Origin of the sequence: Pseudomonas baltica, assembly GCF_014235765.1 — a bacterium.
In the GTDB taxonomy this organism is placed as follows: domain Bacteria; phylum Pseudomonadota; class Gammaproteobacteria; order Pseudomonadales; family Pseudomonadaceae; genus Aquipseudomonas; species Aquipseudomonas baltica.
Genome location: NZ_JACMYH010000002.1, coordinates 377597 through 399334, shown reverse-complemented (window position 1 = coordinate 399334; position 21738 = coordinate 377597). Strand labels below are relative to the sequence as shown.

Annotated in this window: 16 protein-coding genes; 4 read left to right on the top strand and 12 right to left on the bottom strand. The window is 64.4% G+C overall.

The window, feature by feature from the left end; all coding sequences use genetic code 11:
- Positions 1–3: 3 nt before the first annotated feature.
- The 4 genes from kdpC to H7993_RS11270 are packed head-to-tail and all read right to left on the bottom strand — an operon-like array spanning position 4 to position 4436.
- Positions 4–564, bottom strand: a complete 561-nt coding sequence (kdpC, locus tag H7993_RS11285; RefSeq protein ID WP_185794443.1) for a potassium-transporting ATPase subunit KdpC — start codon at positions 562–564, stop codon at positions 4–6.
- A 16-nt stretch (positions 565–580) separates the two neighbouring features.
- Positions 581–2635: a potassium-transporting ATPase subunit KdpB gene (kdpB, locus tag H7993_RS11280; protein ID WP_185794442.1), complete on the bottom strand. Its 2055-nt coding sequence runs from the start codon at positions 2633–2635 to the stop codon at positions 581–583.
- 10 nt (positions 2636–2645) lie between these two features.
- Positions 2646–4340 (bottom strand): potassium-transporting ATPase subunit KdpA, encoded by a 1695-nt coding sequence (kdpA, locus tag H7993_RS11275; RefSeq protein WP_185794441.1) that lies wholly within the window; start codon positions 4338–4340, stop codon positions 2646–2648.
- Positions 4341–4346: 6 nt separating this feature from the next.
- On the bottom strand, positions 4347–4436 hold the full coding sequence (locus tag H7993_RS11270) for a potassium-transporting ATPase subunit F (RefSeq protein ID WP_082223535.1): 90 nt from the start codon (positions 4434–4436) through the stop codon (positions 4347–4349).
- Positions 4437–4634: 198 nt separating this feature from the next.
- On the opposite strand from H7993_RS11270, the gene H7993_RS11265 reads away from it, so the two are divergent.
- Positions 4635–5876, top strand: coding sequence for an exonuclease SbcCD subunit D C-terminal domain-containing protein (locus H7993_RS11265; protein WP_185794440.1), 1242 nt, complete (start codon positions 4635–4637; stop codon positions 5874–5876).
- A complete protein-coding gene (locus H7993_RS11260) occupies positions 5873–9505 on the top strand; it encodes an AAA family ATPase (protein WP_185794439.1) in 3633 nt (1210 codons plus the stop codon). The genes H7993_RS11265 and H7993_RS11260 overlap by 4 nt, the downstream gene beginning before the upstream one ends.
- A gap of 57 nt (positions 9506–9562) precedes the next feature.
- On the opposite strand, the gene H7993_RS11255 is transcribed toward H7993_RS11260, so the two are convergent.
- From H7993_RS11255 to H7993_RS11240, 4 genes are all read right to left on the bottom strand, one after another.
- Positions 9563–10720: a lactonase family protein gene (locus H7993_RS11255; RefSeq protein ID WP_185794438.1), complete on the bottom strand. Its 1158-nt coding sequence runs from the start codon at positions 10718–10720 to the stop codon at positions 9563–9565.
- Positions 10721–10823: 103 nt separating this feature from the next.
- Complete coding sequence (locus H7993_RS11250; protein WP_185794437.1) at positions 10824–11105, bottom strand: DUF5629 family protein; 282 nt, start codon at positions 11103–11105, stop codon at positions 10824–10826.
- 73 nt (positions 11106–11178) lie between these two features.
- Complete coding sequence (araD1, locus tag H7993_RS11245) at positions 11179–12168, bottom strand: AraD1 family protein (RefSeq protein ID WP_185794436.1); 990 nt, start codon at positions 12166–12168, stop codon at positions 11179–11181.
- Positions 12169–12189: 21 nt separating this feature from the next.
- Entirely contained in the window at positions 12190–13500 is a 1311-nt protein-coding gene (locus H7993_RS11240; protein WP_185794435.1) for an MFS transporter, read from the bottom strand.
- A 206-nt stretch (positions 13501–13706) separates the two neighbouring features.
- Between H7993_RS11240 and H7993_RS11235 the strand changes: the two genes are divergently transcribed.
- A complete protein-coding gene (locus H7993_RS11235; RefSeq protein ID WP_185794434.1) occupies positions 13707–15446 on the top strand; it encodes an IlvD/Edd family dehydratase in 1740 nt (579 codons plus the stop codon).
- 184 nt (positions 15447–15630) lie between these two features.
- On the opposite strand, the gene H7993_RS11230 is transcribed toward H7993_RS11235, so the two are convergent.
- The gene (locus tag H7993_RS11230) at positions 15631–16200 is read right to left on the bottom strand and encodes an elongation factor P (protein ID WP_049858924.1); all 570 of its coding nucleotides are present in this window, start codon (positions 16198–16200) and stop codon (positions 15631–15633) included.
- A 49-nt stretch (positions 16201–16249) separates the two neighbouring features.
- Positions 16250–17392 (bottom strand): elongation factor P maturation arginine rhamnosyltransferase EarP, encoded by a 1143-nt coding sequence (gene earP, locus H7993_RS11225; protein ID WP_185794433.1) that lies wholly within the window; start codon positions 17390–17392, stop codon positions 16250–16252.
- 122 nt (positions 17393–17514) lie between these two features.
- Here earP and H7993_RS11220 point away from each other — a divergent pair, with 122 nt between their 5' ends.
- Positions 17515–17979, top strand: coding sequence for a GreA/GreB family elongation factor (locus tag H7993_RS11220; protein ID WP_185794432.1), 465 nt, complete (start codon positions 17515–17517; stop codon positions 17977–17979).
- Between the two features lie 396 nt (positions 17980–18375).
- On the opposite strand, the gene H7993_RS11215 is transcribed toward H7993_RS11220, so the two are convergent.
- Both H7993_RS11215 and H7993_RS11210 read right to left on the bottom strand, forming a co-directional pair.
- Positions 18376–20799, bottom strand: coding sequence for a glucose/quinate/shikimate family membrane-bound PQQ-dependent dehydrogenase (locus tag H7993_RS11215; protein WP_185794431.1), 2424 nt, complete (start codon positions 20797–20799; stop codon positions 18376–18378).
- Positions 20800–21092: 293 nt separating this feature from the next.
- Positions 21093–21518 (bottom strand): cell wall hydrolase, encoded by a 426-nt coding sequence (locus tag H7993_RS11210; RefSeq protein ID WP_185794430.1) that lies wholly within the window; start codon positions 21516–21518, stop codon positions 21093–21095.
- Between the last annotated feature and the right edge of the window lie 220 nt (positions 21519–21738).

Below are 21738 nucleotides of genomic sequence, written 5' to 3'. Positions count from 1 at the left end.
TCATCATCGGGACTGCGACGGTAGCCGATCCAGCGCCTGGTTCAAAGCCAGTACGTTGACCACGGCCGGGCCGACGAGGGGCGCTTCGGTATGTGCCTGCACCAGCGCGCGCAGGGCTGACTCGGCGAGGCCGCGCTCGCGTGCCACCCGTGGCACCTGGTAGTTCACCGCCGCCGGTGGCAGATGAGGGTCCAGGCCGCTGGCCGAGGTGGTCAACAGCGCCAGCGGAACCGGACCTTGCTGCGCATCGAACTGTTGATCGGCCTGCGCCAGCACGCGAGTGCCCAGTGCGGGATTGCTCGGCGCCAGGTTGCTCGCACCGCTGGCCAGTGTGCCGTAGTCCGCCGCCGAAGGCCGTGAATGAAACCAACGCTCATCGGTAAAGGCCTGGGCGAGCAAAGCGGAACCGCGCACCTCGCCCTGCGCATCGCGCACCAGGCTACCGTTGGCCTGGGTAGAGAATGCCAACTGGCCTACCCCCCACACCAGCAGTGGATAGGCCGCGCCAGTGAGCAGGGTCATCGACAGAATCAGGCTCAAGGCCGGACGCAACAAACTGTTCATCATTCAAGCTCCAGGGTCAGACCAGATGCAATGCAGTGAGGACGAGGTCAATGGCCTTGATGCCGATGAAGGGCACCACCAGGCCACCCAGGCCATAGATCAGCACGTTGCGCCGCAACAACTGCGCAGCGCTGTTGGCCTGCACCCGCACACCGCGCAGGGCCAGGGGAATCAACACGATGATGATCAAGGCGTTGAAGACGATGGCCGAAAGGATCGCGCTTTGCGGGCTGGCCAGGTTCATCACGTTGAGCACGCCCAGGGACGGATACACCGCGGCAAAGAGTGCCGGCAGGATGGCGAAATACTTGGCGACGTCGTTGGCGATGGAAAAGGTGGTCAGCGCGCCGCGGGTGACCAACAGTTCCTTGCCGATGCGCACGATGTCCAGCAACTTGGTCGGGTCGCTGTCCAGATCGACCATGTTGGCCGCCTCGCGTGCAGCCTGGGTACCGTCGTTCATTGCCACGCCGACGTCGGCCTGGGCCAGCGCCGGTGCGTCGTTGGCGCCATCGCCGCACATCGCCACCAGCCGCCCATCGGCCTGTTCCTGGCGAATGCGCGCCAGCTTCTTCTGCGGCGTGGCCTCGGCCAGCACATCGTCGACGCCGGCTTCGGCGGCGATGGCCGCCGCGGTCAGTGGGTTGTCGCCGGTCACCATGACGGTGCGGATGCCCAGCTTGCGCAACTGCTCGAAGCGCTCGCGAATGCCCGGCTTGACCACATCCTTCAAGTGGATCGCCCCCAGCAATTGCTTGTCTCGGCACACCAGCAGCGGCGTGCCGCCACTTTGCGCGATGCGCTCGATATGGTCGGCCAGTGCGGCCGGAAGCTGCGCCCTGGACTGGCCGATGTAGGCCAGCAGCGAGTCGACTGCGCCCTTGCGGTAGCACTGCTGGTCGAGGTCGACGCCGGACAGGCGCGTCTGCGCGCTGAACGGCACCGACTGCCAGCGCTCGGCGGACGGCTCGTCGACGCTGAACAACGGACGGATGAACTCGACCACCGAACGCCCTTCCGCCGTCTCGTCGCCCAGCGACGCCAACAGCGCGCCTTCGGCCATTTGCGCATCGCTGACGCCGGGGGCGGCGTACAAAGCGCTGCACCGGCGGTTGCCGAAGGTAATGGTGCCGGTCTTGTCGAGCAGCAGCACATGGACGTCGCCGGCCGCTTCAACCGCGCGGCCGGACTTGGCCACGACGTTGAGCCTCACCAGGCGGTCCATGCCGGCGATGCCGATGGCCGACAGCAGGCCGGCGATGGTGGTCGGAATCAGCGTCACCAGCAGCGCCAGGAGGAACACCAGGGGCAAGCTGTGCCCGGAGAAGCGGGCGAAGGGCTGCAGGGTCACCACCACCAGCAGGAAGACCATGGTCAGGCCGATGAGCAGGATGTCCAGCGCCACTTCGTTGGGGGTCTTCTGGCGCTTCGCACCTTCCACCAGCGCAATCATCCGGTCCAGGGTCGATTCGCCGGGGTCGGTGCTGATCTCGATCAGCAGCCAGTCGGACACCACCAGGGTGTTGCCGGTGACCGCCGAGCGATCGCCGCCCGACTCGCGGATCACCGGCGCCGATTCGCCCGTGATGGCGGCTTCGTTGACCGCAGCGATGCCCTCACGCACCTCGCCGTCGCCGGGGATCATCTGCCCGGCTTCGACCCGCACCACATCGCCCTTGCGCAGCACAGTGGCGGCGACGGTTTCGAAACTGCCGTCGGCGCACTGTCGGCGTGCCTGCAAGCCCTGGCTGCCCGCTTTCAAGCTGTCGGCGCGCGCCCTGCCGCGGCCCTCGGCCAAGGCTTCGGCAAAATTGGCAAACAGCAGGGTAAACCACAGCCACACGGCGATCTGTACGGCGACCGCGGCTGGCACCGCCGGGTCGGGCAGCAGGCACAGGCCGGTGGTCAGTACGGCGCACAACTCCACCACCAACAGCACAGGGCTGCGCAGCAGTCGCCGCGGGTCGAGCTTGACGAAGGCCTGCAGCAGCGCCGGTCGCCACAAGGCACCCAGGGTGGCCCCGGCGGGCGGTGATGGTTGCGTGGCAGCGGCAACGGTCGATCGGTTCATTGTCCAGGCCTCAGAAATGCAGGTTCAAGTGCTCGGCGATCGGCCCCAGGGCCAGCACCGGCAGGAAAGTCAGGCCGCCCACTATCAGCAGGGTCACGGTCAGCAGGGTGATGAACAGCAGGCCATGGGTGGCGAAGCTGTCGGCGCTGGGCGCACTGGCGTTCTTGCTGGCCAGCGCCCCGGCCAGGGCAAGTACCGGCAGGATGTAGCCGAAGCGCCCGATCAGCATGCCCAGGCCCAGCATCAGGTTGTGAAAGGCGGTGTTGGCGGACAGGCCGGCGAAGGCCGAACCGTTGTTGGCGCTGGCCGAGGTGTAGGCATACAGCAACTGCGTGAAGCCATGGGGGCCCGGATTGCTCACGGCGCTCGCCGGCCCCGGCAGGCTGACGGCGATGGCGCTGAGCACCAGCACGCCGACCGGCATCACCAGCAGGCTCGCCACCAGCCAGCGGACCTCGCGTGCCTGCAGCTTCTTGCCCAGGTACTCGGGGGTTCGACCGATCATCAGTCCGGCCAGGAACACGGTCAGCAGCACGTTGAGCAGCATGCCGTAGAGACCGGCGCCAACGCCGCCGAAAATCACCTCGCCGAGCATCATGTTGACCAGAGCGACCATCCCGGAGAGCGGGTTGAGGCTGTCGTGCATGGCATTGACCGAACCGTTCGAGGCGGCCGTGGTGGTCACCGACCAGAGCACACTGGCCGTGGTGCCGAAGCGGCTTTCCTTGCCTTCCAGCGGGGCCGCCTGCTCGACCATGGCGCTGGCCAGCAGCGGGTTGGGTTGCTGCTCGGCATACAGCGACAAGCCGATGCCCAGCAGCAACAGGGTCAGCATGCAGGCCAGAATCGCCCGGCTCTGGCGCAGGTCCTTGACGTAATGGCCGAAGGTGAAGACCAAGGCGGCCGGGATGGTCAGAATGGCTGCCAATTCGAACAGATTGCTCCACGCCGTGGGATTCTCGAACGGATGCGCCGAGTTGACCCCGAAGAATCCGCCGCCGTTGGTGCCCAACTGCTTGATGGCGATCTGGCTTGCAGCCGGGCCGAGCGGGATGGTCTGCGCGTTGCCTTGCAGGGTCAGCGCTTCCACGTACGGGGCGAACGTCTGCGGCACGCCCTGCCATAGAAGGAACACGGCCAGCAGCAGCGCCAGCGGCAGCAGGCCATACAATGTGGCGCGGGTCACATCGACCCAGAAGTTGCCAAGAGTACTGGCCGAGCGCCGGCTGATGCCGCGACACAGCGCTACCAGCACGGCCAGGCCGGTTGCGGCGCTGAGGAAATTCTGCACACCCAGCCCGGCCATCTGGCTGAGGTAGCTGAGCGAGGTTTCGCCGCTGTAGGCCTGCCAGTTGGTGTTGGCCATGAAGCTGACGGCGGTGTTGAACGCCAGGGTCCACTCCTGGCCAGGCAGGTGCTGGGGATTGAGCGGCAGGTAGCCTTGCAGCATGAGCAGGGCGAACAACACGCCGAACCCGGCCAGATTGAAGGCGAGCAGAGCCAGGGCGTAGCGCTGCCAACTCTGCTGCTGTTGCGGGTCGATACCGGCGAACCGGTAGCAAAGCCTTTCCACTGGCTGCAGCGGTACGCTGAGCCAGGTGCGCTGGCCTTCCATGACTTTGTAGTAGAAACGTCCAAGCCAGGGCGCGGGCAGCAACACCAGGGCGAGGAAGGCCGCTATCAGTGCGAAATCGTGACTGTGCATGACCGACTAGCCTCCACTGGCGCGCAAGAGGGCGACGAGCAGGTACACGAACAAGCCGATGGCCAGCAGCAGGAACAGGCCGTCCAGAACAGACATGAGCAATATCTCCAGGCACGGCGGGCGCCGCTTGTCGACATTCTCCAAGGCCTGGGCGTAAAGGCGCGAGATCGATACCCCGGCGTCGCCGTAAAGAACGCGTAAAGATCGGTGGGTCACATCCTGCCCAGCGCGGCGCATGGGAACGCCGGGGCCGAACGGCTATCATGGCGGCCTTCCCTGCCCCCTGGAGCCTTCATGCGCCTGTTCCACACCTCCGACTGGCACCTCGGCCAAAGCCTGCACGGTCAGGAGCGCGACTTCGAACACGCAAGCTTCCTGCGCTGGTTGCTGCGCCAGCTCGCCGAGCGCCAACCCGACGTGCTGCTGGTGGCAGGCGATATCTTCGACACGGTCAACCCGCCCGTGCGCGCCCAGGAGCGCTTGTACAACTTCATCGTCAGCGCCCACGAGCAGCAGCCGCAGCTGACCATCGTGATGATCGCCGGCAACCATGACTCGGGTTCGCGCATCGAACTGCCCGGGCCGTTGATGCGCCGCCTGCGCACCCACGCGCTGGGCCGGGTGATGTGGCTCGAGGATGGCCGCCTCGACAGCGAACGGCTGTTGCTGCCGCTGCCCGATGCCAAGGGCGAAGTGCAAGCCTGGTGCCTGGCCCTGCCCTTCCTGCGCCCTGCCGAGGTGACCGGCGCAGCCCTGGGCGAGGATTACCTGCAGGGCATCGCCCGTGTGCACGAAATGCTGATTGCCGCCGCCAATGCCCGACGCTCGTCGGGGCAGGCGCTGATTGCCATCAGCCATGCGCACATGGCCGGCGGTTCGGTGTCGATGGAGTCCGAGCGCAGCCTGGTGATCGGCAGCGCCGAGGCCCTGCCGGCCAGCCTGTTCGATGCCAGCATCAGCTACGTTGCCCTGGGCCATCTGCACAAGCCGCAGAAGGTCAACGGCGAATCGCGCATTCGCTACAGCGGTTCACCCATCCCGCTGTCATTTTCCGAAATCGAATACCCGCATCAGATCCTCGAGATCGAATGCGCTGGCGAGCAACTGGTGAGTGTGGAACCGATCCTCATCCCACGCGCCGTCGACCTGTTGCGCATCGGCCCGGCGCCCTTGCCGCAGGTGCGCGAACAGTTACAGCAACTGCCGGACGTGGACCTGTTGGCCGACCTCCTGAGCTACCCCTGGCTGGAAGTGCGAGTGGTACTCGACGAGCCACAACCGGACCTGCGCCAGCACATCGAAACCGCCCTGCAAGGCAAGGCCGTGCGTCTGGTGCGGATCGCCGCCGAATACGCCGGGCGCGCCAACGCCGACAACGAAGACGTCGGTGCCTTGATCGAACTGGATCAGCTCAGCCCCCACGAATTGTTCAGCCGCGCCTGGCTGGACAGTTATGGCAGCGAGGTGGACGAACAGACCCTGGATGACTTTGCTCGGTTGTTGCAGGAAGTGCAGTTGGAGGGCGAAACCCCATGAAGATCCTGGCCATTCGCCTGAAGAACCTGGCCTCGCTGGCCGGTCCGTTCGAATTGGATTTCACTGCCGAACCACTGGCCAGTGCTGGTCTGTTCGCCATTACTGGCCCCACCGGCGCGGGCAAGAGCACTTTGCTCGATGCCCTGTGCCTGGCCTTGTTCGGCGCCGTGCCGCGCCTGGGCAACGCGTCGCAGAGCGCCAAGGTGCCGGACGCCGATGGCGAGATCGGCAGTTACGACCCGCGCACCTTGTTGCGTCGTGGTACCGGGGCAGGCTACGCGGAAGTGGATTTCCTCGGCGTCGACGGTCGTCGCTATCGCGCGCGCTGGGAAGCCAACCGCGCACGGGACAAACCCGGCGGCAAGTTGCAGAACAGCCGGCAGTCGCTGCGCGACCTGGACAACGACCAGCTACTGGCCAGCCAGAAAGGTGAATACAAGCAACTGCTCGAGGCTCGCCTGGGGCTCAACTTCGAACAGTTCACCCGTGCGGTGATGTTGGCGCAGAGCGAGTTCAGTGCCTTTCTCAAGGCCGATGACAACGAGCGCAGCGAGCTGCTGGAAAAGCTTACCGACACGGCGCTGTACACGCGCCTGGGCAAGCGCGCCTTCGAAAAGAGCCGCGACGCCCGCGAGCAGCTCAAGCACTGGCAAGACCAGGCCACCGGCATCGCGCCACTGGCGGTCGAGGCCCGTACGGCCCTGGACCTGGAGTTCCAGAGCGCCAGCGAGCAACTGCGCCAGCAGCAAGCGCGCCTCAAGGAGGTGGAACGGCAGCAGCAGTGGCACCGCGAAGACCAGCGCCTGACCGACGACTGCCAGGCGGCACGGCAGCAGGTGGAAGACGCGTCCCAGGCGTGGGAAGCAGGCGCCGAGCAGCGTTTCCAACTGCACATGCTCGAACAACTGGCACCGCAACGCTACCTGTTCGGCCGCGAGCAGGAAGTGCACACCCAACTCCTGCCCTTGGCCGAACGCATCGAGCTGTCGCGTTCGCGGCAGCAACAGCAAGCGCTGCAGCGCCAGCAACTGGACGAGCAACGCGAACAGGCCGAGCGCACGCTGCATCAGGCGTTGGCGCAACAGGCCGAAGCGCAGCCCCGGTTGCAGCAGGCCTTCGACGAGCAGTCGAACCGGAGCCGATTGCAGGCCGAGCTCGAACCCCTGAATCCGGCGCTGGCCGAAGCAGAGCGGCAGCTTTCGTCCGGGGCGCAGGCGTTGCTGGGCATGGAGCAGCAACAGGCCGAGACTGGCAAACGCCTGCAGCAGGTCGCCGACTCGCTCGAACGCAGCGCCGAGCTGGCACCGCTGGCCACCACCTGGAACGCCTACCTGCCACGCCTGCAGCACGTGGTGACGCTGAGCAGTCGCCTGCGCCAGGGTCAGACCGAGCTGCCAGACTTGCAGGCTCAGGCACACGCCACACAGACGAGCCTGGAAGCGCATCAAACAGACCTTGCCCGCGTCTTTCAGCATGCCCCGTGCGGCGTCGAGGAGCTGCCTGAGCGCTTGCAGCAACTGACCCAGCGTCTGCAACAGCAACGCCTGGCGCTGGGCGGTGTACAGGAACTGGAACGGCTGTGGCAGCGGCGCAACGCTGTCCAGGAACGTCTTGAACAAGGACGCCAGCAGCAGGCCACCTTGCTGGCCCGGCGCGAGCAACTGACCGCGCAGGGGCTGGAGGTCCGCGCGGCCCACGAACACGCCGAGCAAGCCCTGACGTTGACCCTGCAACTGCTCGAACGCCAGCGCCTGGCGCGCAGCGAAAGCGTCGAACAGTTGCGCGAACGGTTGCAGCCCGAACAGCCCTGCCCGGTCTGTGGCAGTGTCGAGCACCCCTATCACGCTCCCGAGGCGCTGTTGCAGGCGCTATCGGCGCACGATGACGATGAAGAGCAACGCGCGCGCGCTGCGCTGAAGCCGCTGTCCGAACGCCTGATCGAGCTGCGTACCGAAGTCGGCGCGCTGATCGAGCAGCACAAGCAGCTCAAGGCGCAGGAGCAACAATTGCTCGACCAGCCGGATGGCGCCGAATTGGCCCGGCATCCGCTCTACCCTGCCCTTGCCGACGCCGAGCAGGCGGATGACTGGCTGCGCGACACCGTGGCCAGCCACACTCGCCTGATCGATGAGGATGAACGGCAGCAGAACAGCCTGCTGGCCTTGCAACAGCAGGCAACCACCTTGCAGCGCGCCGTGGCGCAAGCTGGGGAAACCAGCCAGCAGGCGCGGCAGACGCTGCAGGCGCATCAGGCCCACGTTGACGCCGACCGGCAACGGCTCGACGAAGAGCTGCAGGCGTTGGCCAGCCAGTTGCCCGCCGCTCGCCTGCAGGCCCTGCGCGAGCAACCGGCACAGACGTTCATGGCGCTGGAGCAGAGCATCGGCGAGCGTCTGGCGCAGATCGAGCAGCGGGACGAGGAACAGGCCGAGTTCGACACCCGCGCGCGCCGCATCGAGCAGGCCCGCAGCGAGCATGCGCGGCACCGAACCGACTGCGAGCAGCAACGCCTGCGGGTCGCGGCACTGTCCACGCACCTGCAGACCTGCGAAGCACGGCTGCGCGAATTGCTGGGCGAGCATGCCCAGGCTGCCGCCTGGCAGACGGCCTTGCACGATCAGGTCGAGACGGCGCGCGAGCAGGAACGGCAAGTCGACCGCCAGCAACAGGATCTACGAACCCAGACAGTGCAGACCGCCAGCGCCCTGGAGGCCGACACTCAGCAGCAGGCCCAACTGCAGCGAGCCCTGGCCGACGTGCAGCAAGCCCTGCACGCCTGGCGCGAGCAGCGTCCGCAACTGGACGACGATGGGTTGCGGGCACTGCTCGCCATCGATGAACCCCAGGTCGATGCGCTGCGCAGCCGCCTGCAAACCACGGAAAGGGCCTTGGAACAGGCGCGCATCCGCCTGCACGAACGCGAACAGCGCCAGCAGGCCCATCGCGCAGAGCTCGACGCGATCGCCAGCGCCGAAGCACTGGACGCACAACACGCCGCCCTGCTGCTGGACGCCGAACGGCAGGAACATCACTGCGCCGAACTGCGCGCCCGGCAGACCGAAGACCAGCGCCGGCACGGTGCCAACCAGGCCCTGCAGACGCAGATTGCCGAGGCCGATGCGCTCTACCAGCGCTGCGCGCGACTGGCGGCGCTGATCGGCTCGGCCGAGGGCGATCGCTTCCGCAAGATTGCCCAGGCCTACAACCTCGACCTGCTGGTGCACCACGCCAACGTGCAACTGCGCCAGCTGGTGCGGCGCTACCGGCTCAAGCGCGGCGGCAGCATGCTCGGGTTACTGGTGCTGGACACGGAAATGGGCGACGAACTGCGCTCGGTGCATTCGTTGTCGGGCGGGGAAACGTTTCTGGTTTCACTGGCATTGGCTTTGGGCCTGGCGTCGATGGCCTCGAGCACACTGCGCATCGAGTCGCTGTTCATCGACGAAGGCTTCGGCAGCCTGGATCCCGAGTCGCTGCAGCTGGCCATGGACGCCCTCGACGGCCTGCAGGCGCAGGGCCGCAAGGTGGCAGTGATTTCCCACGTGCAGGAGATGCACGAGCGCATTCCGGTGCAGATTCAGGTGCGGCGCCTGGGCAACGGCTTGAGCAGCGTGCAGGTCACCGGCTGAGGCGGCGTTCCCACGGTTGCGCCTACTGCCGCGCAGCCGGGGGTCAACGGCCGACCATCATCGGGTGAGGAATTTTACGTCCGAGGGGGCATCCTGCGCGAAGCGCTGCACCGTCTCACCCAGCTTGCCGGTGCTCGCATCGCGCCTGAGCACGGTGATCTGGTTGCTTTTCTGGTTGGCGATCAACAGGAAGTGGCCGGTGGGGTCGAGGGTGAATTCACGCGGATGATCGCCGTCTACGTCACGACGCTGGATTTCCTCGAGCTGGCCATTGCCGGCTGCAACGCTGAACACCAGCATCTGATTCGCCGTGCCGCGGTTGCTCACATAGAGAAAGCGGCCATCGGCCGACAGGTGCAACGCGCCGCTTGCGCTTTGCTTGCCGGCCGTGCCCAGTTCGAGCAGTTGCTGGCGTACCAGGTTGCCGTCCCTGACGTCGAACATGGCCAGTTGACCGCTCATTTCCAGGGTCAGGTAGGCGTGCTTGCCATCGCGACTGAACAGCAGATGACGCGGGCCACTGCCGTCCGGCAGCTGGACCGAGGCAGGTTGCGCCGGCACCAGTGGGCGCTCGGCAGACTCGGGCTGGTAGCGGTACACGTACACCCGGTCGGCGCCCAGGTCGCTGGCATAGACGTAGTTGCCAGAGGGCAGCGATACCACCGAATGCACATGCGGCCCGGCCTGACGCTCGGGATTCACCTGGCTGGCAACGTGCTTGAGCTGTTGCACCACCTCGCTGAGCGTGCCGTTCTCGGCCACCTTGAACACGCTCAGGCTGCCACCTGGATTGGCGTTCACGGCATAGTTGGAAACGAACAGGTAGCGCCCGTCCTGGCTCAGGCTGGAATGGGTCGGTTCATCGCCCCGGGTGGCCACCTGGCTGACCTGGCTGAGTTCGTGGGTGTTGCCGTCCACTGTGAAACTGCTGACTTTGCCGACCACTTCTTTCTGCCCGGGGCCGTTTTCGTTGACCACGAACAGACGCCGCTGGTCCTGGGACAAGGTCAGCCAGGATGGGTTGGAACTCTTGAATGTCTGCCGTGGCTGCGCCTCGATCTGGCCAGTGGTGCTGTCGAAGGCATAGCGGTAGATGCCTTCGCTGGCACCCTGGGTATAGGTGCCTACCAGCAGGTCATATTTGTCGGCAGCGCCGGCGTGCAGTGAGGTCAGGGCCAAACCGTTGACAAGCATAGATAGCAGAACTCGCTTCATGAAGGTCTCTCCGAGCCTGTTGTGAGTGGCCGATTTTTCGTGGCACCGAATGTTGTAGCGGCAGCAGGAGCAAACGTGGATCGGTCTCTACAGACCGCAGCGTTCAAGCCTGGGTTTCATCTTCATCTTCATCGTCGCGGGCCGAGAACGCACTGAGGCACGTCAGCTGGTGCGAGACGCCGGCCTGGCTGATGACGAAGCTGTTCGGTTCGGCGCCGGGCTGGGCGGCCTGCTGTTCTTGCAGGGTGAACTGCCAGCGCTTGAGTTCGCGACCGTCCATGCACTGGATGTGCAGGGTGTGCTCCTCGTCGAAGGAAAAATCGAAGGCGTGCAGGGTGTCGATCAGCAGCATGTCGCAGGTTTGCAGCGCGATAGGCAGGCTCATGGTCGGATCTCCGGGGGTGATATCCGACCATGATAACCGCGATGCGCGCCTCTGGCCTGCTCGCCAGTACGCGCTACAGGATGCCCACGTTGCCCGGTGCGAAAGCGGCCTCGGCCTGGCCGACGCTGTTCACCAAAGGCGCGCCGAAGGCGGGCAGGCTGATTTCGAACTGGTCACCCAGCTGGGTGACGACGCCGTCGGCGAACGACAGCGTGGCGGTGCCGAAGAAATGCACATGCACGTCGCCAGGATTGAGAAACTGCGCGTACTTGAAATGGTGGTACTCGAGGTTGTCGAAGCTGTGGCACATGTTCGCTTCGCCACTGAGGAATTCCTTCTCCCAGATCACCTCGCCAGCCCGGCGGATACGGCTGGTGCCGACAAGGTGCTCGGGCAGCTCACCCACGCGCAGCTCGGGGCCGTAGCTGCAGCTGCGCAGCTTGGAATGGGCGAGGTAAAGGTAGTTCTTGCGCTCCATCACGTGGTCGGAGAACTCATTGCCCAGGGCGAACCCCACGCGATACGGCCGTCGATCCGGGCCGATCACGTACAGCCCACCCAGCTCGGGCTCTTCGCCGGCGTCCTCGGCAAACGGCGGCACCGGGAATGCCTGGCCGGGCCGCACGACAATGCTGCCATCGCCTTTGTAGAACCACTCCGGCTGCACGCCAGGCCGGCCTGCAGCAGGCTTGCCGCCCTCCACGCCCCACTGGAACACTTTCATGCTGTCGGTAACGGCGGCGTCACCGCTTTGCTGGTGCATCTTGTCGCGGGTGGCGGCGCTGCCCAGGTGGGTCAGGCCGGTGCCGGTCACCAGCATATGGGCCGGGTCGGGGTGATCCAGAGGCGCGAGAACGCGACCCTGTTCGAGCAGCTGCGCGTAATCATGCTGTTCACCCAGGCCACACCCGTCCACCGCCTGGGCCAAGCCGTGGCCTGCGGCAATGGCGTTCATGGCCAGCTCGCGGACACTGTGGGCGCCGCGCACTTCGTGCACGCGGTCGCCATCGACCAACCCCACCCGACGTTGCCCGTCTTTCAATTCGAATTGCACCAGATGCATGATCGCTTCCTCTTGCTGAATTCAGGTACGGGCGCTGGCGGCGAACGCATCGGCCGGCAACACGTGGCGGCGCTCCAGGAGCTGGTAGACCACTGCGGTCAGCAGTAGCCCGAACACCATCACGCCGCTGAGAAAATACAGGCCGCTGGCCAGGTTGCCGGTGTACTCCTTGAGTGCGCCGATCACGAACGGCCCGATGTAGCCGCCCAGGTTGCCCACCGAGTTGATCAGGGCAATGCCCGCCGCCGCACTGGCACCGGCGAAGAAGCGGCCCGGCAGGGTCCAGAACACCGCCGTGCAGGAGAACAGGCTGAACGCGACCAGGCACAAAGCCGCCAGCTGCGCCGCCGGCACACTCAGCCAGGCGCTGAGAAACAGGCCGACAGCGCCCAGCACGTACAGCACGGCCAGGTGACCGTAGCGGTCGTTGAGGCGATCGGAACTGCGCGGGATGAGCAACAGACCGACGATGCCGAATACATAAGGCACCGACGACACGAAACCGGTGGTCAGGTCACTGCCACCGAACTGTTTGATCAGGGTCGGCAACCACAGGCCCAGGCCATAGATGCTCAAGGTGACCGGCAGGTAGAACAACGCCAGCAGCAACACGCGAAAATCCTTGAGCGCGTGCAGTGGGTTGCCATGCCGGGTCTGCCCATAGGCCTGCAGGTCCTTCTCGAGTTCGTCGGCCAGCCAGTTCTTTTCCTCCTGGTTCATCCATTTGACCTGCTGCGGGCCGTCGGGCAGCCAGCGCAGCACCGGCCAGGTGAGCAGGATGGCCGGGGTACCGATGACGATGAACAGCCACTGCCAGCCATGCAGGCCCTGTACGCCGTCCATGCCCAGCAGGGCACCGGACACTGGCCCGGTGATCATCATGGCGATGGGCTGGGACAGGATGAACAGGCCGAGGATCTTGCCGCGATGACGGACCGGAAACCACTGCGTGATGTAGTACAGCACGCCGGGGAAGAAGCCCGCTTCGGCAGCGCCCAGCAGAAAGCGCATGACATAGAAGCTGTGCGGCCCCTGCACGAAGGCCATGCCGATGGTGATGGCGCCCCAGGTGATCATGATGCGCGCGAACCAGCGGCGTGCGCCGAAGCGTTCGAGCATCAGGTTGCTGGGAATTTCCAGGAGGAAGTAGCCGATGAAGAACAAGCCGGCACCCAGGCCGTAGGCCGCATCGCCGATGCCCACGTCTGCGCCCATGTGCAGCTTGGCGAAGCCCACTGCGGAGCGATCCACGTAGGCGATCAGGTACAGCAGAATCAGGAACGGAATCAATTTGAAGGTGATGCGGCGTATAAGCCCCAATTCCTGGCTCATGGGATTGATCTCCACTTTCTTGTTCTTATGGTCGTTGACGTGCGACGGCTGTACGGACACTCGCCGGTGTCTCGCTGAAACCTGCAGCCCTCATTGAAATCGACTTTATAGTATTACTATTTACTGCACAAGCTCTTCCAATCGTCGTTTCAATGGCCTATTTTTAGGGCATACACAAAAACAAGTCTTACAATAAGGGAGCCACCATGCCTGATAACAAAACGCCCCTGCGCTCGGCCCAATGGTTCGGTACGGCAGACAAGAACGGCTTCATGTACCGCAGCTGGATGAAGAACCAAGGCATCGCCGACCACCAGTTCAACGGCAAGCCGATCATCGGCATCTGCAACACCTGGTCCGAGCTGACGCCGTGCAACGCCCACTTCCGTACCATCGCCGAACACGTCAAGCGGGGCGTGATCGAAGCCGGTGGTTTTCCGGTGGAATTCCCGGTGTTCTCCAATGGCGAGTCCAACCTGCGGCCCACGGCGATGCTGACCCGCAACCTGGCGAGCATGGACGTCGAGGAAGCCATTCGCGGCAACCCGATCGACGGCGTGGTGCTGCTCACCGGCTGCGACAAGACCACCCCTGCCCTGCTGATGGGCGCGGCGAGCTGCGACGTACCGGCCATCGTGGTCACGGGCGGGCCGATGCTCAACGGCAAGCACAAGGGCCGCGACATCGGTGCCGGCACCATCGTCTGGCAGATGCATGAGTCGTACAAGGCCGGCCAGATCAGCCTGGACGAATTTCTCTCCGCCGAAGCCGGCATGTCGCGCTCGGCCGGTACCTGCAACACCATGGGCACGGCCTCCACCATGGCCTGCATGGCCGAAGCACTGGGCACCTCGCTGCCGCACAATGCGGCCATTCCGGCGGTGGATTCGCGCCGCTACGTGCTGGCGCACATGTCCGGCATGCGGGCGGTGGCGATGGTCCGCGAAGACTTGCGCCTGTCCAAGATTCTGACTAAAGAGGCGTTCGAGAACGCCATCCGGGTGAATGCGGCCATTGGCGGATCGACCAATGCGGTGATCCATCTCAAGGCGATTGCCGGGCGTATCGGCGTCGAGCTGGAGCTCGACGACTGGACCCGGATCGGCCGTGGCACGCCGACCCTGGTGGACCTGCAGCCCTCCGGGCGCTTCCTGATGGAAGAGTTCTACTATGCCGGCGGCCTGCCAGCCGTGCTGCGACGCCTGGGTGAAAACGGCCTGATTCCTCATCCAGATGCTTTGACGGTCAACGGTCAGTCACTGTGGCAGAACGTGCAGAATTCGCCGATCTATGGCGAGGACGAGGTGATCCGCGCTATCGACAACCCATTGGTGGCCGACGGCGGAATCTGCGTGTTACGCGGTAACCTGGCGCCGCTGGGGGCAGTGCTCAAGCCCTCGGCCGCGACCCCGGCGCTGATGACCCATCGCGGCCGCGCAGTGGTGTTCGAAAACTTCGACATGTACAAGGCACGCATCAACGATCCGGACCTGGACGTGGACGCCAGCTCCATCCTGGTCATGAAGAACTGTGGACCCAAGGGTTATCCAGGCATGGCCGAGGTCGGCAACATGGGCCTGCCGGCCAAACTGCTCGCGCAGGGAGTGACCGACATGGTGCGCATTTCGGATGCGCGCATGAGCGGCACGGCCTACGGCACGGTGGTGCTGCACGTAGCGCCTGAAGCCGCCGCCGGGGGCCCGCTGGCAGTGGTTCGCGAGGGTGATTTCATCGAGCTGGACTGCGCCAGCGGGCGGTTGCACCTGGACATCTCCGACAGCGAGCTGCAGGGCCGCCTGGCCGATTGGCAGGCACCGGCGCAATCGTTGCTGGTGGGCGGCTATCGGCAGCTGTACATCGACCACGTGATGCAGGCAGACCAGGGCTGTGATTTCGATTTCCTGGTCGGCTGTCGAGGCGCCGAGGTGCCCAGGCATTCGCATTGACCCCCCCGCCCCACCGGCCTGTAGGAGCGGCCAGTGGCCGCGAAAAGAGCACCGCGGTGTGACAGGTATACCGCGGTGAATTTTTCGCGGCCGATGACCGCTCCTACGGAATAGGCGGTGATTGGGCATAAAAAAACCCGACTCCAGGTCGGGTTTTTGCATCGCAGTCAAGCAGGCCGGAAGCTTACTTGGCGCGACCTTTGTACGAACCGCCTTCACGGGTGTCGATCTCGATCATGTCGCCGATCTCGATGAAGTCCGCAACGCTCAGCTCGGTACCGTTCTTCAGTTTGGCAGGCTTCATCACCTTGCCCGAAGTGTCGCCGCGAGCGGAACCTTCGGTGTAGTCGACCTGGCGCACGATGGTGGTCGGCAGCTCGACGCTGACCAGACGCTCTTCGAAGAACACGGCTTCGCAGACGTCGGTCATGCCTTCTTCGACGAACGGCAGAACGGCCTCGATGTCTTCGGCGTTCAGTTCGTACATGGTGTAGTCGGTGGTATCCATGAACGTGTAGCTGTCACCGCTGATGAACGACAGGGTCGCTTCCTTGCGGTCCAGGATCACGTCGTCCAGCTTGTCGTCGGCACTGTAGACGGTTTCGGTCTTGTAGCCGGTCAGCAGGTTCTTCAGCTTGGTCTTCATGATCGCGCTGTTACGGCCCGACTTGGTGAATTCAGCTTTCTGAACCAACCAAGGGTCGTTGTCGATACGGATCACGGTACCGGGTTTCAGTTCTTTACCAGTTTTCATTACGAATATCCGAATTTGGATGGTGATTTACAAAAATCTAGGCCGCGTATCATAGCCAATTTCGGTAAAACTGCACCAGCGTCGTTGCAAGATCAGGCTGAGCGGCCTGTGTGACGCACCATTGCCGTGCGTGCGCGACCAGTTCCGGCCAGTGCCGAATGGCCTCGCGCCATGCCGGGCCGATGTCGGCGCCCTCCACGCTCTGGTTCCAGGCCCGCCACAGCCCGCGCAACGCGGCGTAGGCTGCGGGCGAGAGGCCCTGGCCGTAGCGATCGAGAAACGCCTCGAGTTTTTCCCAGTGCGCGTATTCCTCCTGGACGTAGATATGCCAGACCATCGGTGCGGCCGCCCACTGGGCGCGAACGAACGAGTCCTCACCGCGCACGGCATTGAAATCGCAGCACCACAGCAGCCGGTCGTACTCGCTCTGACGGACGAACGGCAGCACCTGCACCTTCAGGCTGCCCCGTTGTACCTGGCTGCCGACGTCCAGCGATGCCTCGCCCAACCATTGGCGCACGTCGGCCAGCACTCGGCCTTCGGGGACCAGCAGGTGGTTGCTGCGCGTGTCATCGGCCAGGGCATCCAGCCACGACCCCAGCCCGCTGTGCTCATAGGCGAACAACGACACCAGGCGGGCATCGGGCTCGGGCTCGACGCCCAGCCCGGCCAGAAACGTCTGTCGCGCTGCGGGATCGGCTTCGAAGGCCTCGCGGTGCTCGACCAGGCAGGCTTCGCGCAGCAAACCTCCGGTACCGGTGGTGAAGCCGGGAAAGAAGAAGAACTTGCGCAGCCCGCCCGGCTGCGGCGACGGCAGACCATGGCAGCCATCGACCCAGGTTTCGGCGCTGAGGTAATCAAGGTTCAACCACAACGGGGACCGGCTGCGCGCTGCCATGGCGTCGACGTATTCAGGCGGCAGCTTGCAGGCGAAGGCACCTACCACCACATCGGAAACCTCGGTGGCCTGCCATTCGCCGCGCCAATGGCGGACTTCCACGCCGTCGTGCCACTGCTGCGGCTGTTCGGCGCTGGCGGCAGGCCACAGACGGGCGAATGGCACCAAGTCGTCGACCCACAGGCGCACCTGCATACCGTGTTCGACCTGCAGTTGGCGGGCCAGGCGCCAGGTGATGCCGATGTCGCCGTAGTTGTCCACGACCGTGCAGAAAATGTCCCAGGTGGCCTTCATGGCTGACTCCAACGAAAACGTTTACACAAAGCCGGCTATTGTCCGCATAAACGTCCGCGCACAGAAGCACTAAAGGCGGTTCGTGCGACAATTGCCCGCTCGTTCCCACCGTCAGTCCAACCATGAACAAACCTGCCCTGTTGCAAGCCATCATCGAACGCCTGACCGTTGATCTGGACGTGGCTCAGCGTGCCGCGCAGACGGCCTATGAAACCGCCACCCATGAAGAGAACGTGGCCGAGAACAAGTACGACACGCTCGGGTTGGAGGCGTCCTACCTGGCCACCGGGCAAGCGCGGCGCATGGAAGAGATTCGCCACGGGCTGGCGAAATTCCGTGCACTGCAGTTGCGTGATCTTCAGGCAGGGATCGAACTGGGCGCACTGGTGGCGCTGGATTCTGAAAGCGGTGTGCGCCAGTGGTTTTTCCTGGGGCCCGATGCGGCGGGGTTGAAGCTGGATTTCGAAGGCTGCACGGTCATGGTCATCACCCCGCGCTCGCCATTGGGGCAAAGCCTGTTGGGCAAGAGCGTGGATGACGAAGTCAGCATGGCGGGCAATGTTCAGGTCATTGCCCAGGTGATTTGACGCCCGGCGCAAGTAGACACACCGCGTGAACCGTTGACGCGGCTTGCCTGGTACACCGCGTGCAACATTGACGCTGCGATCCCCTGTAGCAGCGGCGCAAGCCGCGTCCGGCCTCGACGCGGATTGTCTGATACACCGCATGCGCCGCCGACGCGGCTCGCGCCGCTGCTACAGGGATGGTGCAAGCCGCGTCTGTGTGCAATGCGGTTTGCCTGATATACCGCATGCGCCGCTGCTACAGGGATGGTGCAAGTCGCCTCAGTGTGCAACGCGGTTTGTTTGGCACACCGCGTGCAACATTGACGCTGCGATCCCCTGTAGCAGCGGCGCGAGCCGCGTCCGGCCTCGGCGCGGTTTGCCGGGTACACGGCGAGTGCCGTGCACGCGGCGTGGGGGTTACTTCTTGTCGGGCAGCGCGTAGGCGATCACGTAGTCACCGCGATCCGGCGACTGGCGCGCACCACCAGCGGTGATGACCACGTACTGCTTGCCCGTCTTGGGCGAAACGAAGGTCATCGGGCCGCCCTGGCTGCCAACCGGCAGACGAGCCTTCCAGGCCTCTTCACCGGTGGCCGAGTTGAACGCACGCAGGTAGTAATCCTGGGTACCGGCAATGAACACCAGGCCGCCCTGGGTCGACAGCGTGCCGCCCAGCGTCGGCATGCCGATTGGAAGCGGCAGGTGCATTTTCACCCCCATCGGCCCGGTATCCTCCACGGTCCCCACTGGCACCTGCCAGGCAACTTTCTGGGTCTTCATGTCGATTGCGGTCAAGGTACCGAACGGCGGCGCCTGGCACGGAATGCCGGCGATGGACAGGAAGCGGTTCTTGTTCACCGCATACGGCGTGCCCTTGAGCGGTACCGCACCCATGCCGGTGTTGAGCGCTTCGCCACCTGAAGACGCCTTGGCATCCTTCTGCTGAGGCACCATCTGTACCCACAGGCCCAGACGCATGTCATTCACGAAGATGAAGCCATGCACCGGGTCGGTCGACAGGCTGCCCCAGTTCATCCCGCCCAGAGACCCCGGGAAGCTGAGCGACACATCGGTACCCGGCGCGGTGTACAGACCCTCATAGCGCATTTTCTTGAACGAGATCCGGCACAGCATCTGGTCGAACGGAGTCGCACCCCACATGTCCGACTCGGTCAGGTGTTGCGCGCCGATCTGCGGCATGCCCACCGATAACGGCTGGGTCTTGGCATAGGGTTCGCCAGGAATGTCCGAGCCCTTGACTGGAATGTCCTGCACGGCGGTCAGCGGTTGACCGGTCGCGCGGTCCAGCACATAGATCTGCCCCGCCTTGGTGCCGATCACCACGGCCGGCACACTGCTGCCGTCAGGCTTGGGGAAGTCCATCAGGGTTGGCTGCATGGGCAGGTCGAAGTCCCAGAGGTCGTTGCGCACGGTCTGGTAGACCCACTTCTCTTCACCGGTGGTCGCGTTCAACGCCAGGATCGAAGCACCGTAGCGGTGATTCAGCGGCGTGCGCTCGACACCGTAGATATCGGTCGACGAACTGCCCATGGGCAGGAACACGGTGTTCATCTTCGGATCGTACGACATCGGTGCCCAACTGTTGGGCGTGCTGCGCACATAGGTGTTGTCGCCGGTCGGCGCCTGCTTGTCCTCGGGGTTGCCCGGATCGAACGCCCAGCGCATTTCGCCAGTGACCACATCGAAACCGCGGATCACACCGCCCGGCATGTCGGCCTGGACGTTGTCGGCGACGCGACCACCGACCACTACCGTGGTACCGGCCATCAACGGCGCGGAGGACAACTGATAGTAGGAATCCGGGACATTCCCCAGGCCCGCTTTCAGGTCCACCTGACCCTTGTTGCCAAAACCTTCACAGAACTCACCCGTGTCGGCATCCACGGCAATCAGGCGAGCATCGATGGTGTTGGTCAACAAGCGACGCTGGCAATTGGCACCCGGCGCGACCGCAACGGCCTTGACCGGCGTATTGCCTTCGCTCGACTCCACCACCGCACTGCTGGCGTCGAAGTAGGCCAGGCCACGGCAACGCTGCCAGACCGCAGCCTGAGCATTGATCTGGTTTTTCCACAGCTCTTTGCCGGTGTCGGCGTTCAGCGCAATGATGTTGTTGTGCGGAGTGCAGATGAACACCTTGTCACCCACCTGCAGCGGCGTGGCCTGGTCTTCAGCGCCGTTGCCATTGCTGATGGCGACGTCACCGGTGTGGTAGGTCCAGGCCGGAACCAGATCGGCGACGTTGCCGCGATTGATCTGGTCGAGAGCGGCGAAGCGGTTGCCGCCTTCATCGTTGCCGTAATGGGCCCAGTCCTTCTGCGCGTTGGCCGGCGTGACCTGAGTCAGGCCTGGGCCTTCGCCGGTCGGGGCGACCGAGGCATGCGGCACGAACATGCCGGCGGCGCCCGCCACGACGGCCACGGCCAGCAGCGCGCCGAGCGCATAGCCGGCGCGACCGCCGTTCAGCCCATTGGCGCGACGCAAGGTCGGATAGGCCAGTGCCACCACCAGGCTCAGCACGCCGAGCGCGAACAGACGGGAAATCTGCGGCCAGAAGTTGAGCCCGGCGTCGACCAGCGCCCAGATCACCGACAGCACCATGACCGCTGCGAACAGCCATGCGCCGAGCAGGCGTGACTTGAATAGGGCAATGGCGGCGACGGTCATGCCCAGGCCGGCCAGCAGGAAATACCAGCTGCCGCCCAAGGTGGCCAGGTAGCCACCACCAGCCAGGTAGAGCAGTCCGAATACGAGTACGCCCAAGGCAGCGACCCAGATGGGCCAGCGGCGCACCGCTGGTGAAGGTTGAGGCTTAGTCATGTTGCATGATCCTGTTGACGCATGAACGTTTCTGGAAGGTTGAGCAAAGTGTAGGCAAGCCTGTGCGACATGCTTGTCGGGACGATGTCGGTGAGTACTTCCACGACCTGAACGGCCTCCCGGCCGTGTTCCACAAAGGCTGCCGGGTGCCGCCACAGCATTAACTAATTAGTTAGTTACGCAACGATATCAAAAAAAACCGGCAGCTGCGACAAATCGCCCTAGCGCTGGCCGGTGAAACACTGTTGCGCAGATTGTAACGCTGCCTCGGGCTTGCCCCACGGCACGTGGGATCACGGCACATCCCTGAAGAACGCGTGACCGCCCAACACCAGCGTACAGGTCGCTCCGGCTGCCCAGGCCGGTGGCCTGGGCATGCGCAACGCATGGTAATGCGTGGCCCCGTCGGTGGGATCCGCCGTACCGCCGGCGATGACCTGTTCGGCCACCATCAGTGCCTGGGCCCATTGCGCCTGCGCAATGGGCCGAGCGCCGCTGACACAGGGGTAATTGGGATCATCAGGGTTCCAGCAGCTGAACTGCCAGGGTTTATGGCACACGCCGATGTAGCCCTCGCCCCACCAGGATCGGCGGTTGGCATCATGCACACGGTTGCGGATGACCCACGCCACCGCTATCTGCCCGGCGATGCCTTCGCCACGAGCCTCCCCCCATAGCGTTCGCGCAACGACGTCGTGTACCTGCTGAATGTGTGTCATGGTGATCTCTGCGTATGAATGGCCAAGGCGGCAAGGCTGGGCGAAGCGTCGCGACAGTCCCGATTGCCTTGCCCGCGTGGCCAGATTGCTGAGCTCCACGAGGGTTTGCCAGCCGGCAGCGATTCCCCGCCTGCCAAGTCGTGGCTGCAGTTTCCCGTGGCGAGGGTCGATGCCAAAGGCTTGAGAATTGGCGGCATTGGCTCTACAAATGTCATCGCCA

What these genes read in the sequence shown, in the direction of transcription:
- kdpC (WP_185794443.1), bottom strand. Translation starts at nt 564, where the DNA reads ATGAACAGTTTGTTGCGTCCGGCCTTGAGCCTGATTCTGTCGATGACC.
- kdpB (WP_185794442.1), bottom strand. Translation starts at nt 2,635, where the DNA reads ATGAACCGATCGACCGTTGCCGCTGCCACGCAACCATCACCGCCCGCC.
- kdpA (WP_185794441.1), bottom strand. Translation starts at nt 4,340, where the DNA reads ATGCACAGTCACGATTTCGCACTGATAGCGGCCTTCCTCGCCCTGGTG.
- H7993_RS11270 (WP_082223535.1), bottom strand. Translation starts at nt 4,436, where the DNA reads ATGTCTGTTCTGGACGGCCTGTTCCTGCTGCTGGCCATCGGCTTGTTC.
- H7993_RS11265 (WP_185794440.1), top strand. Translation starts at nt 4,635, where the DNA reads ATGCGCCTGTTCCACACCTCCGACTGGCACCTCGGCCAAAGCCTGCAC.
- H7993_RS11260 (WP_185794439.1), top strand. Translation starts at nt 5,873, where the DNA reads ATGAAGATCCTGGCCATTCGCCTGAAGAACCTGGCCTCGCTGGCCGGT.
- H7993_RS11255 (WP_185794438.1), bottom strand. Translation starts at nt 10,720, where the DNA reads ATGAAGCGAGTTCTGCTATCTATGCTTGTCAACGGTTTGGCCCTGACC.
- H7993_RS11250 (WP_185794437.1), bottom strand. Translation starts at nt 11,105, where the DNA reads ATGAGCCTGCCTATCGCGCTGCAAACCTGCGACATGCTGCTGATCGAC.
- araD1 (WP_185794436.1), bottom strand. Translation starts at nt 12,168, where the DNA reads ATGCATCTGGTGCAATTCGAATTGAAAGACGGGCAACGTCGGGTGGGG.
- H7993_RS11240 (WP_185794435.1), bottom strand. Translation starts at nt 13,500, where the DNA reads ATGAGCCAGGAATTGGGGCTTATACGCCGCATCACCTTCAAATTGATT.
- H7993_RS11235 (WP_185794434.1), top strand. Translation starts at nt 13,707, where the DNA reads ATGCCTGATAACAAAACGCCCCTGCGCTCGGCCCAATGGTTCGGTACG.
- H7993_RS11230 (WP_049858924.1), bottom strand. Translation starts at nt 16,200, where the DNA reads ATGAAAACTGGTAAAGAACTGAAACCCGGTACCGTGATCCGTATCGAC.
- earP (WP_185794433.1), bottom strand. Translation starts at nt 17,392, where the DNA reads ATGAAGGCCACCTGGGACATTTTCTGCACGGTCGTGGACAACTACGGC.
- H7993_RS11220 (WP_185794432.1), top strand. Translation starts at nt 17,515, where the DNA reads ATGAACAAACCTGCCCTGTTGCAAGCCATCATCGAACGCCTGACCGTT.
- H7993_RS11215 (WP_185794431.1), bottom strand. Translation starts at nt 20,799, where the DNA reads ATGACTAAGCCTCAACCTTCACCAGCGGTGCGCCGCTGGCCCATCTGG.
- H7993_RS11210 (WP_185794430.1), bottom strand. Translation starts at nt 21,518, where the DNA reads ATGACACACATTCAGCAGGTACACGACGTCGTTGCGCGAACGCTATGG.